Annotated in this window: 22 protein-coding genes and 2 tRNA genes; 13 read left to right on the top strand and 11 right to left on the bottom strand. The window is 66.8% G+C overall.

The genetic code is table 11. From position 1 onward, the window contains the following. Positions 1-37 precede the first annotated feature (37 nt). Genes ABL840_RS27050 through ABL840_RS27090 form a run of 9 tightly spaced genes read left to right on the top strand, consistent with a single transcriptional unit; the run spans position 38 to position 4879 of the window. Positions 38-1114, top strand: coding sequence for a phage Gp37/Gp68 family protein (locus tag ABL840_RS27050; protein WP_093303683.1), 1077 nt, complete (start codon positions 38-40; stop codon positions 1112-1114). Next, complete coding sequence (locus ABL840_RS27055) at positions 1101-1988, top strand: hypothetical protein (RefSeq protein ID WP_418116021.1); 888 nt, start codon at positions 1101-1103, stop codon at positions 1986-1988. Before ABL840_RS27050 ends, ABL840_RS27055 begins: the two co-directional genes overlap by 14 nt. After that, positions 1985-2524, top strand: a complete 540-nt coding sequence (locus tag ABL840_RS27060; RefSeq protein ID WP_176947519.1) for a DUF1643 domain-containing protein — start codon at positions 1985-1987, stop codon at positions 2522-2524. Before ABL840_RS27055 ends, ABL840_RS27060 begins: the two co-directional genes overlap by 4 nt. After that, positions 2521-2811 carry a hypothetical protein gene (locus tag ABL840_RS27065; protein WP_143042945.1) on the top strand — a complete coding sequence of 97 codons (291 nt, stop codon included), beginning with the start codon at positions 2521-2523 and terminating at the stop codon, positions 2809-2811. Before ABL840_RS27060 ends, ABL840_RS27065 begins: the two co-directional genes overlap by 4 nt. Continuing rightward, complete coding sequence (locus ABL840_RS27070) at positions 2799-3107, top strand: hypothetical protein (protein WP_093303676.1); 309 nt, start codon at positions 2799-2801, stop codon at positions 3105-3107. The genes ABL840_RS27065 and ABL840_RS27070 overlap by 13 nt, the downstream gene beginning before the upstream one ends. Next, positions 3104-3307 carry a hypothetical protein gene (locus ABL840_RS27075; RefSeq protein ID WP_093303673.1) on the top strand — a complete coding sequence of 68 codons (204 nt, stop codon included), beginning with the start codon at positions 3104-3106 and terminating at the stop codon, positions 3305-3307. The genes ABL840_RS27070 and ABL840_RS27075 overlap by 4 nt, the downstream gene beginning before the upstream one ends. Next, positions 3304-3573 (top strand): hypothetical protein, encoded by a 270-nt coding sequence (locus tag ABL840_RS27080; RefSeq protein WP_176947518.1) that lies wholly within the window; start codon positions 3304-3306, stop codon positions 3571-3573. Before ABL840_RS27075 ends, ABL840_RS27080 begins: the two co-directional genes overlap by 4 nt. Further along, complete coding sequence (locus tag ABL840_RS27085) at positions 3570-3818, top strand: DUF4224 domain-containing protein (RefSeq protein ID WP_143093968.1); 249 nt, start codon at positions 3570-3572, stop codon at positions 3816-3818. Before ABL840_RS27080 ends, ABL840_RS27085 begins: the two co-directional genes overlap by 4 nt. Beyond that, the gene (locus ABL840_RS27090) at positions 3818-4879 is read left to right on the top strand and encodes a site-specific integrase (RefSeq protein WP_093303664.1); all 1062 of its coding nucleotides are present in this window, start codon (positions 3818-3820) and stop codon (positions 4877-4879) included. The genes ABL840_RS27085 and ABL840_RS27090 overlap by 1 nt, the downstream gene beginning before the upstream one ends. A gap of 82 nt (positions 4880-4961) precedes the next feature. Here the strand turns inward: ABL840_RS27090 and ABL840_RS27095 are convergent. After that, positions 4962-5037, bottom strand: a tRNA-His gene (locus ABL840_RS27095). Between the two features lie 297 nt (positions 5038-5334). Between ABL840_RS27095 and ABL840_RS27100 the strand changes: the two genes are divergently transcribed. Both ABL840_RS27100 and ABL840_RS27105 read left to right on the top strand, forming a co-directional pair. Continuing rightward, positions 5335-5583: a GlsB/YeaQ/YmgE family stress response membrane protein gene (locus ABL840_RS27100; protein ID WP_126472780.1), complete on the top strand. Its 249-nt coding sequence runs from the start codon at positions 5335-5337 to the stop codon at positions 5581-5583. A gap of 50 nt (positions 5584-5633) precedes the next feature. Beyond that, on the top strand, positions 5634-5966 hold the full coding sequence (locus ABL840_RS27105; protein WP_093203403.1) for a hypothetical protein: 333 nt from the start codon (positions 5634-5636) through the stop codon (positions 5964-5966). 22 nt (positions 5967-5988) lie between these two features. On the opposite strand, the gene ABL840_RS27110 is transcribed toward ABL840_RS27105, so the two are convergent. The 6 genes from ABL840_RS27110 to ABL840_RS27135 form a co-directional block, all read right to left on the bottom strand. Next, positions 5989-6663, bottom strand: coding sequence for a histidine phosphatase family protein (locus ABL840_RS27110; RefSeq protein WP_093303661.1), 675 nt, complete (start codon positions 6661-6663; stop codon positions 5989-5991). Positions 6664-6786: 123 nt separating this feature from the next. Continuing rightward, positions 6787-8700, bottom strand: coding sequence for a SurA N-terminal domain-containing protein (locus tag ABL840_RS27115; RefSeq protein WP_093303659.1), 1914 nt, complete (start codon positions 8698-8700; stop codon positions 6787-6789). Positions 8701-8777: 77 nt separating this feature from the next. Beyond that, positions 8778-8853 (bottom strand) — tRNA-Val (locus ABL840_RS27120). A gap of 29 nt (positions 8854-8882) precedes the next feature. Continuing rightward, positions 8883-9155, bottom strand: coding sequence for an HU family DNA-binding protein (locus ABL840_RS27125; protein ID WP_007830705.1), 273 nt, complete (start codon positions 9153-9155; stop codon positions 8883-8885). A gap of 220 nt (positions 9156-9375) precedes the next feature. Next, the gene (locus ABL840_RS27130) at positions 9376-10461 is read right to left on the bottom strand and encodes a tartrate dehydrogenase (RefSeq protein ID WP_093303656.1); all 1086 of its coding nucleotides are present in this window, start codon (positions 10459-10461) and stop codon (positions 9376-9378) included. Beyond that, a complete protein-coding gene (locus ABL840_RS27135) occupies positions 10458-11408 on the bottom strand; it encodes an alpha/beta fold hydrolase (protein WP_418116022.1) in 951 nt (316 codons plus the stop codon). The genes ABL840_RS27130 and ABL840_RS27135 overlap by 4 nt, the downstream gene beginning before the upstream one ends. Positions 11409-11446: 38 nt before the next feature. On the opposite strand from ABL840_RS27135, the gene ABL840_RS27140 reads away from it, so the two are divergent. After that, positions 11447-12406: a LysR substrate-binding domain-containing protein gene (locus tag ABL840_RS27140; RefSeq protein ID WP_093303654.1), complete on the top strand. Its 960-nt coding sequence runs from the start codon at positions 11447-11449 to the stop codon at positions 12404-12406. 19 nt (positions 12407-12425) lie between these two features. On the opposite strand, the gene ABL840_RS27145 is transcribed toward ABL840_RS27140, so the two are convergent. The 3 genes from ABL840_RS27145 to uvrC are packed head-to-tail and all read right to left on the bottom strand — an operon-like array spanning position 12426 to position 15889. After that, positions 12426-13313: a DMT family transporter gene (locus ABL840_RS27145; RefSeq protein WP_093303651.1), complete on the bottom strand. Its 888-nt coding sequence runs from the start codon at positions 13311-13313 to the stop codon at positions 12426-12428. Continuing rightward, a complete protein-coding gene (pgsA, locus tag ABL840_RS27150; protein ID WP_093203413.1) occupies positions 13310-13876 on the bottom strand; it encodes a CDP-diacylglycerol--glycerol-3-phosphate 3-phosphatidyltransferase in 567 nt (188 codons plus the stop codon). The genes ABL840_RS27145 and pgsA overlap by 4 nt, the downstream gene beginning before the upstream one ends. A gap of 48 nt (positions 13877-13924) precedes the next feature. Then, complete coding sequence (uvrC, locus tag ABL840_RS27155; RefSeq protein ID WP_093303649.1) at positions 13925-15889, bottom strand: excinuclease ABC subunit UvrC; 1965 nt, start codon at positions 15887-15889, stop codon at positions 13925-13927. Positions 15890-16031: 142 nt separating this feature from the next. Here uvrC and ggt point away from each other — a divergent pair, with 142 nt between their 5' ends. After that, positions 16032-18086 (top strand): gamma-glutamyltransferase, encoded by a 2055-nt coding sequence (ggt, locus tag ABL840_RS27160; RefSeq protein ID WP_093303646.1) that lies wholly within the window; start codon positions 16032-16034, stop codon positions 18084-18086. A 42-nt stretch (positions 18087-18128) separates the two neighbouring features. On the opposite strand, the gene ABL840_RS27165 is transcribed toward ggt, so the two are convergent. Beyond that, the gene (locus ABL840_RS27165) at positions 18129-19553 is read right to left on the bottom strand and encodes a M20/M25/M40 family metallo-hydrolase (protein ID WP_093303644.1); all 1425 of its coding nucleotides are present in this window, start codon (positions 19551-19553) and stop codon (positions 18129-18131) included. Between the last annotated feature and the right edge of the window lie 26 nt (positions 19554-19579).

A 19579-nucleotide genomic window follows, 5' to 3' on the forward strand; every position in this document is an offset into this window, starting at 1 on the left:
GCGCCCTCTTTTCTTCACTCCACACGAGCGAAACAATATGAGCGAGAACACCAAGATCGAGTGGGCCACCCACACCTTCAACCCCTGGGAAGGCTGCCAGAAGGTCGGCCCCGGCTGCGACAACTGCTACGCCGAGACGCGCAACGCGCGGTTCGCCGGCGGCCAGGCCATCAACTGGGGCCCGGGCGCGCCGCGGCGCCGCACCAGCGCCACCACCTGGAACCTGCCCCTGCGGTGGAACGCGCAGCACAGCTCCTTTTTCATGCAGCACGGGCATCGCCAGCGCGTGTTCTGCGCGAGCCTGGCCGATTGGCTCGACAACGCCGTCGACATCGAATGGCTGGTCGACCTGCTGGGCCTGATTCGCCGCACGCCGGATCTCGACTGGCTGCTGCTGTCGAAGCGGATCGGCAACTGGCGTGGCCGGCTGGAGGCAGCGGCGGAATGGCTCCGCGAGGGGCTGGCCACCGCCTCGGAAGAATCCGTCGCGCTGCTGCGCTGGATCGAGCGCTGGCTGGCAGGTGATGCCCCGACGAACGTCTGGCTCGGGTCCACCATCGTGAACCCGGTGGAAGCCGACCGCGACGTCCCCAAGTTGCTGGCGACGCCGGCGCGCGTGCGGTTTCTGAGCATGGAGCCGCTCCTCGGGATGGTGAACCTGACCGTCATCGACGTGGGCGGGCACGGCGAGATTTACCCGCTGCACGGCACCACCGGCTGCGAAGACGACGATGGCAACCCGATGCCCGACCTGCCGCGCATCGACTGGGTGATCGTCGGCGGCGAAAGCGGCCCGGGAGCGCGCCCCATGAACCCTGACTGGGCCCGCAGCCTGCGCCACCAATGCAACGCAGCGGGCGTGCCCTTCCTGTTCAAGCAATGGGGCGAGTGGGGGGAGGAGAGCTCCATCGAGCAGACTGGGCGTGCTCAGCATGGTTGGTGGGAGGCGGATCGGGCGGATGGCGGCGTGCCGCGGCATGAGTGGCCTGGCCCGATTCAGCGCGGCGTGGAGCTGGCATCGCTGCGGCCTGAGGTCTTCCGGGTCGGCAAGAAGGCCGCCGGCCGCCTGCTGGACGGCCGCGAATGGAACGAGGTGCCCCATGGCGCCGCCTGAATTCGTGCGCGCCACCCCGCTGCGCGTGCACCGCGTATCGCCTGTAGCCGATGTCGCGCAGAAATCGCCTCAGGGCGATACGCGCGAGCTGCCGATCCTGTTCTCCGCGCCCATGGTGCGCGCGCTGCTCGACGGCACGAAGACGCAGACGCGGCGCGTGATGAAGCGTCAGAAACAGCATGCGTTTACCGATTACACGCTTTTCGGGCAGCGTGGGCATCCGGACGACGAGGCCGCGCGCCGCGGCGGATGGGCGCAACCGTGGGTAGCCATCGAGCATGCGCCCGATTGGCCGGACGGCAAACAAGACCAATGCCATTGCCCCTACGCACGAAAACGAGGCGACCGGCTGTGGGTACGCGAGACGCACTTCGCGTTCGGCCGCTGGGAGACGCGCTACAGCGCAAAGAAGCGCCGAGACGAATGGCACTTCGTGGACATGACCGTCGAGTGCGGCAAGACCTACCTGTACGGCGCCGACCATCCACACCCGCAGCCGCTTGCAGGCAAGCGCGATGGCGGGGTCACGCCCAAGTGGTGGAAGCGGCCGGCGATCTTCATGCCGCGCGCGGCCAGCCGCATCGACCTCGAAATCACGGACCTGCGAGTCCAACGCCTGCAGGACATCAGCGAAGAGGACGCTATCGCCGAAGGCGCCCAACTCCACGACGGGCTAGGCGTCGGCCACACCGGGTATCGCCACGACGGCCACGATGGCTTCGTGTGGGCCACGGCCAAGGCGTCGTACATGCGCCTGTGGGAGCAGATTAACGGCCCCGACAGCTGGACCTTGAACCCTTGGGTATGGGCCGTGACCTTCCGGCGCGTGTTCGCCGGGGACTCTTCTTCCATCACCACGAAGGAGAACACATGAAGCGCACCGCTCACCTTTCGGCTTGCGGCACCTACCGCTGGACCCTCACCCGCACCTGGGACGAGCGCCCGGTCCTGCTGGTGTGCATGTTCAACCCCAGCGACGCGGACCACGAGATCGACGATCCGACCATCACGCTGGTCTGCCACATTGCCAGCCACAACGGCTTCGGCGGCGTGGTGGTCGTGAACATGTGCCCGCTGCGCAGCTCTGCGCCCGGCCGCGCCTTCGACATGCTCGACCGCTCGCAGGTCGACGGCGACCTCGAACTCCGCGCCATTCTGTGGAGAAACCTCGCGCTCATCGAAAAGGAAATGGACGCCGCTAGCGCCGTGTTGCTGGCCTGGGGCGCGATGGGCCACCGCGCTGGCGACTGGTGCTCGGCCACGCTCGGAGCCGTGCGCGACCACTGCCAGCACAAACCGGTCTACGTGATCGGCAAGTGCGCCAACGGGCATCCGAAGCACCCGTTGGCCCGCGGCAAGCACAAGGTCCCGAAAAACGCCCCACTTCTGGCTTGGAGCGATGCCCTATGACATTCGATCTCTTTTCGGAACCGGGGCCGCCCGCAACAGTGCCGACGCCTGCTCCCGCGGCGGCGCCGTGCAACGAGCGGATTGCCTATCCCATGGAGCCCATCGGCCTGAACCGCTGGAGCTACAGGGGCGAGGTCATCGTGTTCGACAGCCGTCGCGCCGAGGGCTCCCCGCTGGGCCGGTGGCGCACCGTCGAAGGCATCGGCCTGCCGGTGCTGCACAGCGACGACCGGGCGGCCGTGTGCCGCGGAATCGACGCGCGCCTCGATGCGGGGTGCTCGCCTTGAGCTGCCGGGACATCCTCATCGCGGCAATGCCGGGAACCCAGGCGCAGCTGGCCCAGCGCGCCCAGCGCAGCATCAAGACCGTGAGCGTTGAGCTCGCCGCCCTGGTGCTGCTCGGGCGCGAGGCCCATATCGGCGACTGGCTTCGCCAGCCGCGCGGCGGCAAACCGATCGCGATCTACGTCGCGGGCCCAGGCGCCAATGCGCCGCGGCCCCCGCTCACGCCCGGAGCGCTCTACACGAAGCGATCCCGGGTTCGCAGCGGCTTCGAGTCGTCGGGAGGCTTGGCTCGAGCATGACCCGCACGTACAAGGTGAAGGGCGAGGATGCGTTCGGCGTTGAGCTGGAGCGCACGGGCGACCTGGTCCACCTGCGCACCCACACGCCCGGTTGGCCCTTTCCATCGGAGCGCACGCTGCCGCGCGAGGCGCTGGTGTGGATGTGCGGCGACCCTGAGCCAGCGCCCGTGCCGGCGGCGCAGGAGGCTAGCGCCCCATGACCTCAATCCTCCTCGAGGTCGAACTCCATCTGCGCCTGCCTGATGACGCGGGCAATGTCTGGACGGTGCTGGTCGCGATCGCGAAGGATCGGCACCGTCCACGTCGGGCCGCCTTCGCCCCCATCCATCCACCGCACGCCGCCGACATGCACGTCGGTGACCTCACCTGCCAAGCCTGGCAGCGCCTCAATGCGCTCAATCAGGATCTGCTGCAGCTGGCGGGCGGTTCGACCTGTCTTTTTCATTATTCGAGTATTGCATCGTGAGCACCGACCCCAATCGCCCGGACATGAGCGACGAAGAAATCGATGGGCTCTGCGAAGGGCTCACCCAGAACGCCGCCAAGGTGCGGCACCTGCGCCGCCTCGGGCTGCGGGTCGACCGCCGCCCGAACGGGCGCCCGCTGGTGGCGCGCGTCGAATGGGCCCGCCTTTACGGGCCGAAGGCGACGGAAGCGCCGCCGGCAGCCAGCAATGGCCCGCGCTGGAAAACACCAGCGGGAGGTCGCTGATGGCCAGAACGCGCGACCGCGCCTCGGCGGCCGGCCTGCTTCCAAGGATGGAGGCCCGCCCCTGGTCCGACGGCAAGACGATCACTTACCGATTCCATCCGGTGGGGGGCAAGCCGATCAGCCTGGGCACAGACCTTTCGGTGGCGCTGCGCAAGGTGCTCGACATGAACGGCGGCGCGCCGGGCGACGGCATGGGCACGCTGAAATGGGTCTGGCAGCGCTTTCAGGAGTCGCCCCGTTGGAAAAAACTGACACAGGGGACCCGCAACGACTACGCGCTGGCTTGGAAGCAGATCAACGACCGGCTCGGCCACATGCACATGACCGAGATCAGCACCACCGTGGTCGCGCGCTATATCCACATCGAGCGCGCGGGCTCTCCCAGGCGCGCCGACATCGAGAAGAGCCTGCTGTCGCGTCTTTTTGGCCACGCCATCAAGCTGGGTGTGTGCACGATCAACAGCACGATCGGCGTGGAGCCGCACGGCAGCGAGGCCCGCACCGAGGCGCCGGATACGGCCGTGCTGGCCAGATTCCTTAAATGGCTGGCCGAGCAGACCCCGCAGCGCCGCATCATCGGCATGGCCGCGGAATATGCCAGCTTGGCCGGAAACCGGAAAATCGAATTCCTGCCGCTCACGTGGCCGCAGGTCGACCGCGTGGCGGGAGAAATTCGCGTCTTCCGGGCAAAGCAGCGCGGCAAAAAGCGCGAGCGGATCGTGGAAATAATTGCGATCACGCCGGCACTTGGGGCCCTGCTGGACCGCCTACAGGAATTGCACAAGCAGCGCGGCGTGGACTGCCTTTATGTGTTTCCCACCCGCGATAACAATGCCTACACTGCGCGCGGATTTAAAACGCTCTGGCAGCGCTGCGTAATTCTGGCAATTGAAAAAAAGGTGTTGGCGGAAAGCGACCGATTCACCTTCCACGACCTGCGCGCCTACTACGCGACGCTGCACAAGCAGGTGCACGGCGAATTGCCCGATTTGCACACCAACCCCGCGACGACCGCAAAGGTTTATGACCGCAATAGAGAGGTGAAGCGCTCGGCGCTGTGACAGGGGCCGGCGGATATTCCCACGGTGGGAATAAAACGAGAAAGGCGCTACAACTTTGATAGCTGTAGCGCCTTGAATTTCTTGGGGTGGCTGATGGGACTCGAACCCACGACGACCAGAATCACAATCTGGGACTCTACCAGCTGAGCTACAGCCACCGCAGAGCCTACGATTGTAGCGTTAAAAATCGCCGTTTTGGCCGGCGCCATCGATCAAACAGCTCGAAAGCCACATTTCGCCCTGCAAACACAGGTCTGCCCAGGCTCGCCGGCACCAGATTTGTAGGACGCCGCGCAACGCACGCGCCGCGAAGTCAGGCACAAATTCCCACGCGCCCGCTCGATGTTCGCTGCCTTCGCTGGTACACACATCGCTCCGCTATCATGAATGCGCCCCGCGCAGACAGGCGTGGCTTCCGGCCAACGCCCCCTTCACCACAACCAAAGGAATTCTTCATGAGCATCGTCTGGACCATCCTGATCGGGTTCGTCGTAGGTCTTGTGGCACGGGCGGTCAAGCCGGGCGACGACTCGGCAGGCTTCATCGTCACAACCCTCATCGGCATCGCAGGCTCGCTGATCGTCACGTACGTCGGCCAGTCGCTGGGCTGGTACACCGCCGGCCAAGGTGCGGGCTTCATTGCCTCGGTGCTGGGTGCGATCGTGCTGCTCTTCATCTACGGCCTGATCAAGCGCAAGAGCTGATCAAGACAAGTAAAAGGCCGTGTCGCTCCGCGCGCACGGCCGCCACTGTGATGCCCCGCAAGGCGCGCGCCAAGCATCATGTCTATGTGGTCGAGCTGGACGACCGCGTATGGAACAACGGCCGCTTCAGGCGCGCCAACCCCGACTACCAACTCGGCAAGCCTTTCGTCTACGTCGGCATGACCGGCCTGGACCCCGACATCCGTTTCGACAAGCACAAGGCCGGCATCCAGGCCAACAGCTTCGTGCAGGAGTTCGGCCTGCGACTGCTGCCCGCACTCTACGAACGCTACAACCCCATGACCTACGAGGACGCTCGCCTGATGGAAGTCGACCTCGGCATCGCACTGCGCAAGGCCGGCTACGGCGTCTGGCAGGCCTGACGCCGGATGCCGCAGCCCGTCTTCAGGAGTAGGTGATCCAGTCTTCGTACGCCGGACCATCGAGGTGCGGCAGCGTGTTGTACGTCACGAGCATGTGCCGCTTGGGCGTGAAGGCGAACTCGGTCACCGATGTGTTGCGGATGCGCAGGTTGAGTTCGATCGTTGTCTCGGCACTCGTACCCAGCACATGCCCCACTGCCGTGCTGATCGGCCCTCCGCTCGACACCACCAGAACCTTCGCGCCGTGATGCCTGTCTCGCACATGGTCGAGTGCCGTCGTCACTCCGGCGAGAAAGTCGACATAGCTCGGCATTCCCACCGGCGCCGTCTTCCCCTGCATCCACGCGCCCAACCCCTCACGCAGCAGGCGGAAGTGGTGCCTGTACATCTCGGGTGAATCCGGCTTCTCCAGCTTGCCTTCGTGGATGGTGGCGATGACCGCCTCGCTGTCGTACTCGTTGAGGCCGGGCCACGGAAGCACGTCGTCGCGTTCGAGACCGAGCCCCTTGGCGATGCCTTCCCAGGTCTGGCGATGGCGCTTCAGAGTGCCGGTGATGACGGCATCGAACTTCACGCCGCGCTCGCGCCAGTACTCACCGAGGCGCACGGACTGACGGTGTCCGAGTTCGCTCAGGTTGTCATAGTCGGCAGCACCGAAGCTGGCCTGTCCGTGGCGCACGAGGTAGAGGGTTCCCATGGGCGGGATTCTGGCAAGAAGCCAACGCGCAAGTTGTCCCTCGTGCGACCTGCCTGCGCCCCATGAAAAAAGCCCGAGCCATTGGCTCGGGCCTTGTGTCTGGTGGCGTACCGCGCGTGCGTATCAGCGCGCGGCGGGCGGCAGCGTCTCCGCCGGCTTCGACACCAGGATCTCCGCCTTGAAGCGGTCCTTCAGGAGGTTGTAGTAGGCGGCATCCTCGGCGGCAGCAATCGACTGACCGACCTGCGACTGCTCCTGCTTGGCGAGTTCGGCCGGAGGCGGCGTGCGCGGCACGACCTTGGTCACGCGCACCACCGTGTAGCCCTGCGCACCCAGGTCCACGCCGACGAGCACGGGCAGCTTGGAGGGGTCGGCACGCAGCGCGGCGTCGATGACCGGCAGCGGCTGCGATTGCACGTCGCGACGCGACACCGTCACGGGCGCGCCGAAGGTTGCGCCATCGGCCTTCGCGGTCCAGGCAGCGAGCTTTGCTTCGCCTTCGGTCTTGGCCAGCACGGCGGCACGTTCGGCGACGAGCTGGGCGCGGATCTTGTCCTTCACGTCGGCCAGCGGCACCGGATGCGCCGGCGAGTACTTCGTCACGCGGCCCGACGCGAGCTGGCTGGGGCCGACTTCGATCGCTTCGGTGTTCTGCTTGCGCTCGAGCGAGTCGGCGGCGAACAGCGCGTTCAGGAAGTTGCGGTTGGCCAGCGGTCCGGTTGCGCCGGGTGCCGCGGTACGCGCGACGTTGTCGGCCGTCTTGATCGTGAGCTTGAGCTTCTCGGCCGCGGGCTTGAGGCTGTCGGGCGTCTGGTAGACCGCGTCGGTGAAGGTCTCCGCGGCCTTCGCGAATTCCTGCGTTGCCTGCTGCGAGCGCATGTCGTTCTCGATGGTTGCGCGCACCTGCTCGAAGGGAGGCACCACGGCCGGCTTGATGTCGGTCAGGTGAATGATGTGATAGCCGAACTCGGTCTCGACGACGTTGCTGATCTCGCCCTTCTTCAGCGCGAACATCGCATCCTCGAAAGGCTTGACCATCGCGCCCTTGGTCACGAAGTCGAGGTCGCCGCCCTTCTCCGCCGAGCCCGGGTCCTGCGAATTCTTGCGTGCCACTTCGGCGAAGGTGTTGGGAGCCTTCTTCACGTCGGCCAGCAGTTGCTCAGCCTTGGCCTTGGCCTTCTCGCGGTCGGCGGCAGACGCGCTGGCCGGCGCGGTGATCAGGATGTGGCTCGCGCGGCGCTCTTCCTTGGAGCCGAAGCGCGAGGCGTTCTGCTCGTAGTAGGTCTTGAGGTCGGCCTCGTTCACGACGACGTTCTTCTTCGCCGCATCGAGGTCGAGCACCAGGTATTCGATGCTGGCCTGCTCGGGCGCCTGGAACTGTGCCGTGTGGTCCTTGTAGTAGGCCTCGACGTCGGCATCGCTCACCGTCACCTTCGAGGCAAAGCTGTCGGGGGTGAAGCGGGCGACCTGGATCTCGCGCGTGTCGTAGAACGCGTTGATGGTGGTGGCCGCCAAGGCCGGCGGCGTGAAGGCCGTGCTCGAGATGCCCAGCAGCACCTGCTGCGTCGCCAGATCGGAACGAACGGAGGCCTCGTACTGCTCCGGCGTGCGGCCGGTCACGCGCTGGAAGGCCTCGCGGTCGAACTTGCCGTCGGGCGTGCGGAAGCTGGCCAGGCCCTGGTCCTGCGCGAAGATGCGCGACAGGCGGTCTTCGGACACCGTCATGTTGGCCTTGGCAGCCGCTGCGGCCAGCACGCGATCGCGCACCATGCGCTCCAGCGTGGCATAGCGCAATGCGTCGGACTCCAGGAGCGTCGGGTCGACGTTGGGCGACTGCTGGCGGATGCGGTCCGTCTCGACGCGGTGCTGCTGATCCCACTCGGGCTTCGTGATGTCATGCCCTTCGACGCGTGCGACCTTCTCGTCGCGGCCGAACCCCTGATAGCGCTCGACACCGAAGAACACGAACGAGGGAATGATCAGCAAGAACAAGAAAATCATCACGACTTTGTTGTACTTGCGGAAGGTATCAAACATGCTTGAACACTCTTTTTCGACGGCTGTCGGACGGCAACAAAAAAGGCGAACTTGTGGTTCGCCTTTGCATCGGGTGGTGGTGGGTGCTGAGGGGCTCGAACCCCCGACCTACGCCTTGTAAGGGCGCCGCTCTACCAACTGAGCTAAGCACCCCACCGGAAATACTCCCCGAGTCTAACGCCTCAGTTCAGCGCGTCTTTCAGCGCCTTGCCGGGACGGAACTTCGGGATCTTGGCGGCCTTGATTTTAATAGCGTCGCCGGTACGGGGATTACGGCCGGTGCGGGCCGCGCGTTTGCCTACTGCGAAAGTGCCGAAACCGACGAGCGAAACAGAGCCGCCCTTTTTGAGCGTGGTACGAATGGCGCCGATGGTGGATTCGAGCGCGCGGGTCGCTGCGGCTTTGGAAATATCGGCGTTCTTTGCGATGTGCTCAATCAGTTCGGTCTTGTTCACAAGGGCCCCTTGTAGAAAAAAAGTTGGTCGGCTTTCGTCAGCTGCGACCTGGCCGCAAACGGTGCGACACAAGAACCTGGCAGGCCTGACGCCTCGGCAGCGCGCTGCCAGCGAGGATTACAACCACTGGTCTGCAGGGTGTCAATAAGACACGAGGCCATGCCGAGCAGCGGAGCGCGCGATTTTAGGGGCGTTTCGTGAAGTCCTTTTTCGTGGCGGCTCAAAGCACATCGGCGATGGCCTTGCCCAGGTCGGAAGTGCTGGCCTTGCCGCCGATGTCGGGGGTGCGCGGTGCTCCGCTTTGGGGCGCGAGCACCTTCTCGATGGTCGACAGGATGGCGTCGTGCGCCTGCTTGTGGCCCAGGAACTCCAGCATCATCGCGCCGCACCAGATCTGGCCGATCGGGTTGGCGATGCCCTTGCCAGCGATGTCGGGAGCCGAGCCGTGCACCGGCTCGAACAGCGACGGCATGGTGCGGTCGGGGTTGAGATTGGCGCTGGGCGCGATGCCGATGGTGCCCGTGCAGGCCGGCCCCAGGTCCGACAGGATGTCGCCGAACAGGTTGCTCGCCACCACCACGTCGAAGAAGTCGGGCCGTTGCACGAAGTGGGCGGTGAGGATGTCGATGTGGAACTTGTCGAGCCTGATGTCGGGGTAGCTCTTGCCCATCTCGGCCACGCGCTCGTCCCAGTACGGCATGGTGATCGAGATGCCGTTCGACTTGGTGGCGCTCGTCAGGTGCTTCTTCGGCCGCGACTGCGCGAGCTCGAACGCGAACTTCAACACCCGGTCGACGCCCACGCGCGACATTACCGTTTCCTGCACCACGATCTCGCGCGGCGTGCCCTGGTACATGCGCCCGCCGATGCTGGAGTACTCGCCTTCGGTGTTCTCGCGCACGATGTACATGTCGATCTCGCCGGGCTCGCGCGGCGTGCCGTCGCGCCGCACCACGGGCGCGATGATGCCGGGCATCAGGCGCGCGGGACGCAGGTTGATGTACTGGTCGAACTCGCGGCGGAACATCAGCAACGATCCCCACAGCGACACGTGGTCGGGAATCTTCTCGGGCCAGCCCACCGCGCCGAAGAAGATGGCGTCATGCCCGCCGATCTGGTCCTTCCAGTTGTCGGGCAGCATCTGGCCGTGCTTCTCGTAGTAATCCCAGCTCGAGAAGTCGAAGTAGTCGAACTTCAGGTCGATGCCGAACTTGCGCGCCGCAGCATCGAGCACACGCACACCCTCGGGCATGGTTTCCTTGCCGATGCCGTCGCCGGCGATGACTGCGATTCTGTGGGTGCTCATGGATTGGCTCCTGCGTGTGCTTGTTGCAAAGGTGAAAAGAAGGCCAGGGCTTCGGCGAGCAGCTCGTCCGGAGCCTCTTCGGGAACATAGTGGCCGCACGGCAGCGCGCGGCCCGACACATCGGCGGCGCGCTCGCGCCACAGCGCGAGCACGTCGAAGGCCTTGCCCACGGCGCCATGCTCGCCCCACAGCACGCGCAGCGGCAGCGCAAGCTGCCGGCCCGCGGCGATGTCGGCGCGGTCGTGCTCGAGGTCGATGGTGGCGGAGGCGCGGTAGTCCTCGCAGATCGATTCAGCCGTGCCTGCGATGGCGGCGCAGCGCTCGTACTCGGCCAGCACCTCGGGCGCGAAGGGAGCGAGGCCGGCGTGCCGCCCGCCCATCACGCTGCGCACGTAGCGCACGGGGTCGGACGCGATCAGCGCCTCGGGCAACGGCGGCGGCTGGATGAGAAAGAACCAGTGCCAGTAGGCCTTCGCGAAGGCTTCGGATGTCTGCTCGTACATCGCGAGCGTGGGCGCGATGTCGAGCAGCAGCATGCGCTCGACGGCCACGGGATGGTCCATCGCGAGCCGGTGCGCGACGCGTGCTCCGCGGTCATGCGCCAGCACGCCGAAGCGGTCGAAGCCGTGGTGCCGCATGGCGGCGAGCGCGTCGAGCGCCATCTCGCGCTTGCTGTAGACAGCATGTTCGGCATCGGCCGCCGGCCGGCCCGAGTCGCCGTAGCCGCGCAGGTCGAGCGCCACCACCGTGAACTTCTCGGCCAGGGCGGGTGCCACGCGATGCCAGATCGCATGCGTCTGCGGATGGCCGTGCAGCAGCAACAGGGGAGCCCCCTGCCCGCCGATGCGCCCGCGAATGCGCACGCCGTCTCGCTCGATGTCGAAGGTGGGGAGGGAAAGGAAAGAGGCCGTCACGGCGACGATTGTGCGTTGCGCCCTGCCGGCCATCAAGCAACAATCAGCCAATTCATACTTTCCAATCTGGCATGAATCCACCATCGATGGACCGCGGCGACCTGGCACTGGTGCTGGCGATCCGCGACCAGGGCAGCCTGGCGGGCGCGGCAGCCACGCTCGACGTCGTGCCCTCCGTCGTCACCAAGCGGCTCGGTGCGCTGGAGGCGCGCCTGGGGCAGCGCCTGTTCGAGCGCACAACCCGCCGCCTCAACGCCACGGCCGAGGGCGAAGCGGTCTGCCTGCACGCACGGGCACTGCTCGACGGCTTCGTCGCGCTCGAGAACGAACTCGGCGAGCGACAGAACGAGCTGACCGGCACGATCCGCCTGGCCGCCACCTTCGGCTTCGGCCGGCGCTGGCTCGGGCCGGCGGTGGCCGCCTTCCAGGCGCGGCACCCGGCGCTGCAGATCGAACTGATGCTGACCGAGCAACTGCCCGACCTCGGCGCCGAGGGCTACGACGGCGCAGTCTGGCTCTGGGCCGTGCAGCAGCGCCATGCGGCCGACTGGATCTCGCGGCGCATCGCGCGCAACCAGCGCGTGCTCGCCGCCTCGCCCGACTACCTGAAGCGCCGCGGCACGCCGGCCACGGTCGAGGCGCTGGCCTCGCACGACTGCCTGGTCGCGCGCGAGAACGGCGACGCCAGCCAGCGCCAGCACGCCGTGTGGACCCTGCGCCACGCGCGCGACGGCAGCACGGCGCGCGTGCGCGTGCAGGGCGCGCTGGCCAGCAACTCGGGCGAGATGGTGCGCGACTGGTGCCTGGCCGGACACGGGATCATGCTGCGCAGTCTTTGGGATATCGCGCCGCAACTCGCCAGCGGCGAGCTCGTGCGCCTGCTGCCGCAATACGCGATGGCGGAAGCCGACATCCACTGGATCGCGCCCTGGCGCCCGAAGACGCCGCGCCGCGTACGCCTGCTGGTCGATCACCTCGTCGAGCAGTTTCGCGGCGAGCCCTGGAAGCCGGGCAAGGCCGGCGGGCGCTAGAAAAGAAGGATCGGACCGCTCAGCGTCCGTTGCGCACCACGAGGCTCACGCCCACAGCGGTAAGCCCGATGCCCAGCACCGTCACCAGCGTGATCGGCTCGGAGAAAAGCAGCCACGCCATCACCGCCGTGCAGGGTGGCACCAGATAGAGCAGGCTGGTGACGGCGGTGGCCGTGCCGCGCTGGATCAGCATGTAGAGCAGCGAGCTGCCGCCCAGCGACAGCGCCAGCACCGACCACGCCATCGCCCCGCCCGAATGCAGGTTCCAATGGATGTTGTCGGACTCCAGCGCCGCGAACGGCAGGGTGACCAGCACGGCAGCCGCCATCTGCACGGCGCTCGCACTGCGCACGTCGCAAGGCGCGACGAAGCGCTTCTGGTAGAGCGTGCCCGCAGTGATCGACACCAGCGCCATCAGCGCGAGCGCCATCGTCTGCACGCTGACCTCGCCGCCCTGCCCCAGCTTGCGCAGCACCACCAGCACAAGGCCCGCGAAGCCCAGCCCCAGTCCGGCCCATTGGCGCCCCGTAATGCGCCCGCCGGTGAAAGACAGCCAGACGGCCGTCAGCACAGGCTGGATGCCGACCAGCAGCGCCACCAGCCCCGCGCCCATGCCCTCGCGCACCGCGGCCCAGACGCCGCCGAGGTAGCCCGCCTGCATCAGGATGCCGGTGACGGCCAGGTGCCCCCACTGGGCGCGCTGCTTCGGCCACTCGACCCGCGCCAGCGCGACCCATGCGGCGAAGCACGCGAGCGACAGCGCGAAGCGAACGGCCAGGAACTTGAGGGGCGGCGCATACGGCATGCCGTAGCGCGCGACGATGAAGCCCGTGCTCCAGATCAGCACGAAGATCGCCGGCATCGCCCGCAGCCAGCCTGCGCCGCGGCCCGCGGCTGCCGGCGTCATTTGGTACGGGCCCGGATTTCCGGAATGGCCTTCTGCAGGTAGTACACCATCGACCAGATGGTGAGCACGGCAGAGATCCAGATCAGCCACTGGCCCCAGACACCGGTGTCGATCACGCCGAACAGGCGCCCGTCATAGAGCAGGAAGGGAATGGCGATCATCTGCACGGTCGTCTTGACCTTGCCGATCATGTGCACCGCCACGCTCTTGCTGGCGCCGATCTGCGCCATCCATTCGCGCAGCGCCGAAATGGCGATCTCGCGGCCGATGATGATGAGCGCCACGAACACATCGGCCCGGTTCAGGTGCACCAGCACCAACAGCGAGGCGCACACCAGGAACTTGTCGGCCACCGGATCGAGAAAGGCCCCGAAGGCCGAGGTCTGGTTGAGCCGGCGTGCCAGGAAGCCGTCGAGCCAGTCGGTCGCGGCGAAGACGATGAACATGACCGTGGCGATCAGGTTGCGCATCGGCTCGGCCATCGGCAGGTAGAACACGCCGACGATCAAAGGGATCGCGACGATGCGCGTCCAGGTCATGATGGTCGGTAGCGTCCAGAACATCGCTTGATTGTGTCATGGCGGCGTTAACCCCCTGCGGGGGTCGCGCGATCAGTGCAACGCCTTGTAGATTTCTTCCGCCAGGTCGGCGGCGATGCCCTCGACCGAGGCGATGTCCTCGACGCTCGCAGCCGCCACGCCCCGGATGCCGCCGAAGCGCTGCAGCAGCCGCGCGCGCCGCTTGGGCCCGATGCCCGGAATGTCCTCGAGCTGGCTGCCGCCCACCCGCACCTTGGCGCGCTTGGCCCGCATGCCGGTGATGGCGAAGCGGTGCGCCTCGTCGCGGATCTGGGCCACCAGCATCAGCGCGGCCGAGTCCTTGCCCAGGTAGACCTTCTCGCGGCCGTCGGCGAACACGAGCTCCTCGAGCCCGACCTTGCGGCCCTCGCCCTTCTCGACCCCGACGATCAGCGACAGCGGCAGGCCCAGCTCGCCGAACACCTCGCGCGCCATCGACACCTGCCCCTTGCCGCCGTCGACCAGCACCAGGTCGGGCATGCGCGCGGTGGTCCGGGTCTTCGCGGGCGCCTCGCTGCCGTCGCTCTCGGCGTCGCCCGGGGGCAAGGCATCGGTCTCGGCCGCCATCGCCTCGGCCAGCTTGCCATAGCGTCGGTGCAGCACCTGGCGCATGGCCGCGTAGTCATCGCCGGGCGTGATGCCTTCGATGTTGTAGCGGCGGTACTCCTTGTTCTGCATGGCGTGGTGTTCGAACACCACGCACGAAGCCTGCGTCGCCTCGCCCGCGGTATGCGAGATGTCGAAGCATTCGACGCGGAAGTTGTCGAGGTCGTCCGAGGCCAGCTCCAGCGCATCGGCCAGCGCGCGCGTGCGCGCCTGCTGCGAGCCCTCCTCGGCCAGCAGCCGGGCCAGCTGCAACTTGGCGTTGGTCTCGGCCATCTCGAGCCAGTGCCGGCGCTGCTCGCGCGGCTGGAACACCGCCGTCACACGCGAGCCGGCCTGCTGCGAGATCGCCTCGATCAGCTCGCGGCTCACCTGCTCGCTCAGCACCAGCGTGGCGGGCACGGGCACGTCGATGTAGTGCTGGGCGATGAAGGCCTCGAGCACCTGCACCTCGACCGGGACTGCGACGGCGGGCGGAGCGCCCTCCTCGTCGTCGAGCTCGCCGTGATGGATCTGCGCCGCGTCTTCCACGTGCACCGGAAAGTACGGCCGGTCGCCCAGGTGCCGACCACCGCGCACCATGGCCAGGTTCACGCAGGCCTTGCCGCCCTGCACCTTCACGGCAAGGATGTCCACGTCCTTGTCGGACGCGATCTCGATGGACTGCTGGTGCAGCACGCGCGAAATCGCCGACATCTGGTTGCGCAGCTCGGCCGCCTGCTCGAACTCGAGCTTCTCGGCATGCGCCGTCATGCGCTGCTCGAGCTTGGAGAGCACGAGCTGGGTGTCGCCCATCAGGAAGGCCTCGGCGCTGGCCACGTCCTGCGCGTAGGCCTCGGGCGCGATGTGGCCCACGCACGGACCGCTGCAACGCTTGATCTGGTAGAGCAGGCAGGGCCGCGTGCGGTTGGCATACACCGTGTCCTCGCAGGTGCGCAGGCGGAACACCTTCTGCAGCAGCTGGATCGACTCCTTCACCGCCCAGGCGCTGGGGTACGGCCCGAAGTAGCGATGCTTCTTGTCGACCGCGCCGCGGTAATAGGCCAGCCGCGGAAACTGGTGCGAGGCAATCTTGAGATAGGGGTAGCTCTTGTCGTCGCGAAACAGGATGTTGTAGCGCGGCTTGAGCGTCTTGATGAGATTGTTCTCGAGCAGCAGCGCCTCGGCCTCCGAGCGCACCACGGTGGTCTCCATGCGCACGATCTTCGAGATCATGTGACCGATGCGGGTGCCGCCGTGGTTCTTCTGGAAGTAGTTGGCGACCCGCTTCTTCAGGTTGCGCGCCTTGCCCACGTAGAGCACCGCGCCGGCCGCGTCGAAATAGCGGTACACGCCAGGCAGTTGCGGCAGGGCCGCCACTTCGCTGAGCAGTTGTTCGGAATGCACGTCTGACATGGCGGCTATTGTGGCGCGCGGCATGGGGCCCGGCGGCCGTCTGAGCGCAAACCCCGACGCGGCTGGAACGAAATGTGCTGAAGATGAGGCACGGGCGCGAGGAGCGCCCGTGTTTTTTCTAAAAACCTACTCGGGACTCTCCATGAAGAAAAGCAACAACAGACGCGTCTGGTGGGCGCTGACGCCTGTCGCGCTCTCGCTGAGCCTCACGGCCTGCGGCGGCGGCTCCAACAACGACGCCCAGAACACGGCAGCCACGCTTGCGGCCATCGCCGCGATCAACGCGGCGAACCAGCCGGCACCGGCCGCGCCCGATACCGGCTGCCTGACCCCGAGCGGCGGCTCTTCGGTGGTGGTCGGCTCGGGCGACGCAGGCGATCCGGCAGCGCCCGAACCTGCCTCGGGCTACGTGCCTGGCCACAAGCTGGTGTACGCGAAGAACTACATGGTGGTCGCCAACCACCCGCTGGCCACGCGCGCCGGCTGCGACATCCTCAAGGCCGGCGGCAGCGCGGTCGATGCGGCCGTGGCGGTACAGGCGGTGCTCGGGCTGGTCGAGCCGCAATCGAGCGGGCTGGGCGGCGGAGCCTTCATGCTCTACTACGACGCGGCCACGAAGAAGGTGCAGGCCTATGACGGCCGCGAGACCGCTCCGGCCGCGGCCAACGAGAACTACCTGCGCTACATCGACCCGACCGGCGCCGACACCACGGCGCCCAAGCCCGGCGGGGCTCGCGCCAGCGGACGCTCCATCGGCACGCCGGGAGCGGTGCGCATGCTCGACATCGCTTACCAGGACCACGGCAAGCTGCCGTGGAAGGATCTCTTCGGCTACGGCATCACTTTGGCCTCCGACGGCTTCTCGATCGGCGGGCGCATGGCCGCCGCCATCTCCTCGTCGGCCACCAGCCTCAAGCGCGACGCCGAAGCCACGGCGTACTTCCTCAATGCGGACGGCTCGCCCAAGGCGCTGGGGACGAAGCTGAAAAACCCGGCGTATGCGAAAACGCTGAACGCCATCGCCACGCAGGGTGCCAGCGCCTTCTACACAGGCGACATCGCGCAGGGCATCGTCGACAAGATCGGCATCACGACCGCGGCGAACGACGGCTCGGCCATCACGCCCGGCATGACCACGATGGCCGACCTGGCCAACTACAAGGCCAAGCGGCGCGATCCGGTCTGCGGCACCTATCGCGACTACTACGTCTGCAGCATGTCACCGCCCTCCTCCGGCGGCATTGCCGTGGTGGCCAGCCTGGGCATCCTCGAGACCTTCAACCTGGGTCTGTACAAGCCGACTGCCATCGACATCGAGGGCGGCAGGCCGACCGTGATGGGCGTGCACCTGGTGAGCGAGGCCGAGCGCCTGGCCTACGCCGACCGCGACAAGTACGTGGCCGACACCGATTTCGTGCCGCTGCCGGGCGGTTCGGTCGACACCATGATCAACAAGCCCTACCTGCAGAGCCGGGCCAGCCTCATCAGCCTGACGAAGAGCATGGGCGTCGCCCAGGCCGGCAACCTCGGCTCGGTGCCGCTGGGCATCGACAAGACTGAGGAGCACGGCACCACGCACTTCACCATCGTCGACAAGCAGGGCAACGTGGTCTCGATGACCACCACGGTGGAGTCCACGCTCGGCTCGTATCACATGACGCAGGGCTTCATGCTGAACAACCAGCTGACCGACTTTGCGTCCAACCCCGACGACACCAGCGTGACTCCGAGCGTCAAGGTAGCCAACCGCGTCGCCCCCGGCAAGCGTCCGCGCAGCACGATGGCGCCGACGCTGGTGTTCAGGAAGAACGCCGACGGCAGCATGGGCGAGTTCGTCATGGGCACCGGCTCGCCGGGCGGCGGCACCATCATCCAGTACGTCGTGAAGACGCTGGTCGGCGCGCTCGACTGGGGACTCGATGCGCAGCAGGCCACGTCGCTGGTCGACTTCGGCGCGTCCAACAGCGTCAACACCAACGTGGGCGGCGAGCATCCGAACGTGGACACCAGCAACAGCGGCAACAACGACGCGCTGATCACCGGCCTGCGCGCACTGGGTCACACGGTGGTGACGTCGGCCCAATCCAGCGGCATCAGCACCATCATCCGCACCAACGTCGGCGGCAAGCCGGTGCTGAGCGGTGGCGCCGACCCGCGGCGCGAAGGCATCGTGCTGGGCGACACCTTCACGCCCTGAGAACCCGCAGGGCCCTCGCGGCCCTGAGGTGCCCTGTGCTGCCTACTTCGCGAGCTCGCTGACCAGCCGGTACAGGAACTCGCGCCCGTCGTACAGGCGCTGGATCTCGATGCGCTCGTCCAGCCCGTGCGCGCGCGCGTCGGACGGCTCCAGGAACATGCCGGTCACGCCGTACATCGGGATGCCGGCATTGCGCATGAAGCGGCTGTCGGTGGCGCCGGTGCTCATCGCGGGCACCACGGGCACGCCGGGCCACATCTGCTGCGTGATCGACTCCACAGTCTTCACGAGATCACCGTTCAGCGGCGAGGCCGGGCTGCGCAGCGGCTTGCCCATGTTGCGCACCACGATCTTGTCGTTGCCGATGGCCTGGGTCAGCAGGCGCTCCACTTCGTCGGGGTCGTCGTGCGGCAGGATGCGGCAGTTGACCGTGGCCTTGGCCGACTGCGGCAATGCGTTCTCGGCGTGGCCGGCCTGCACCATCGTCGCCACGCAGGTGGTGCGGAACTGGGCGCTGTAGGCCGGGTTGGCCGACATGCGCTCGATCACCGCCGGGTCGGGGTTGCCGTTGCCGACGGCGCGCATGTCCTCGGCGAGCTGGCCGGTGGCGAACGGTGCGCTGCGCGCGAAGTAGGTCCTGGTGACATCGGCGAGCTTCACCGGAAAGCTGTAGTTGCCCAGCCGCTCCAGGCCGGCCGACAGCGCGTAGATCGGGTTGCTCTTCGTCGGCACCGAGCTGTGGCCGCCCACGTCGCGCGCCTCCAGCATGTAGGTGGTGTACATCTTCTCGGCCACCTGCATCCGGTGCAGGTTGGGCTTGCCGCCGCGCAGTTCGCCGCCGCCGCCTTCGTTGATGCCGAACTCGGCCTGCAGCAGCTCGGGCTTGTTGTTGATGAGCCAGAAGGCGCCGTTGCTCAGCGCGTCACCGCGTTCCTCGTCGGCGGTCAACGCCAGGATCAGGTCGCGCTTGGGCTTGAAGCCTTCCTGCTTCAGCTGACCCACTACCGAGACCAGCGCCGCGGCCATGGCTTTGTCGTCGATGGCGCCGCGCGCGGTGAAGTAGCCGCCGGTTTCCTGCAGCTTGAAGGGATCGGTCTTCCAGTCCTCGCGGCGGGCCTCGACCACGTCGATGTGGGCCAGCAGGAGCAGCGGCTTCTTGCTCCCGTCGCCCTTGAAGCGAAGCACCAGGTTGCCCTTCTTCGGGAAGGGCTCGAAGATCTGGATGTCACCCGGAGCGAAGCCCGCTTCGACCAGACGCTTTTCCATGGCCCGCGCCGCCGCGGTGTTGTCACCCACCGAATGGGTGGTGTTGATCTCGATCAGCTCCTTGTAGATGTCGTGGAAACGCTGCTGCTGCGGCGTGAGCGACGGCGGAGTCTGCGTCTGCGCCACGGCGGCGGCCATGCCGCAAAGCGCCAGGGAGACGGCGAGCACGGTTTTCGCGGCACGGAAGGTCTTCATCCTCATGGGTTCTCTCTCCGGTGGTGGTTGTC

Origin of the sequence: Variovorax sp. NFACC27 (genome assembly GCF_048301545.1) — a bacterium.
GTDB classification, from domain to species: Bacteria; Pseudomonadota; Gammaproteobacteria; order Burkholderiales; family Burkholderiaceae_C; genus Variovorax; species Variovorax gossypii.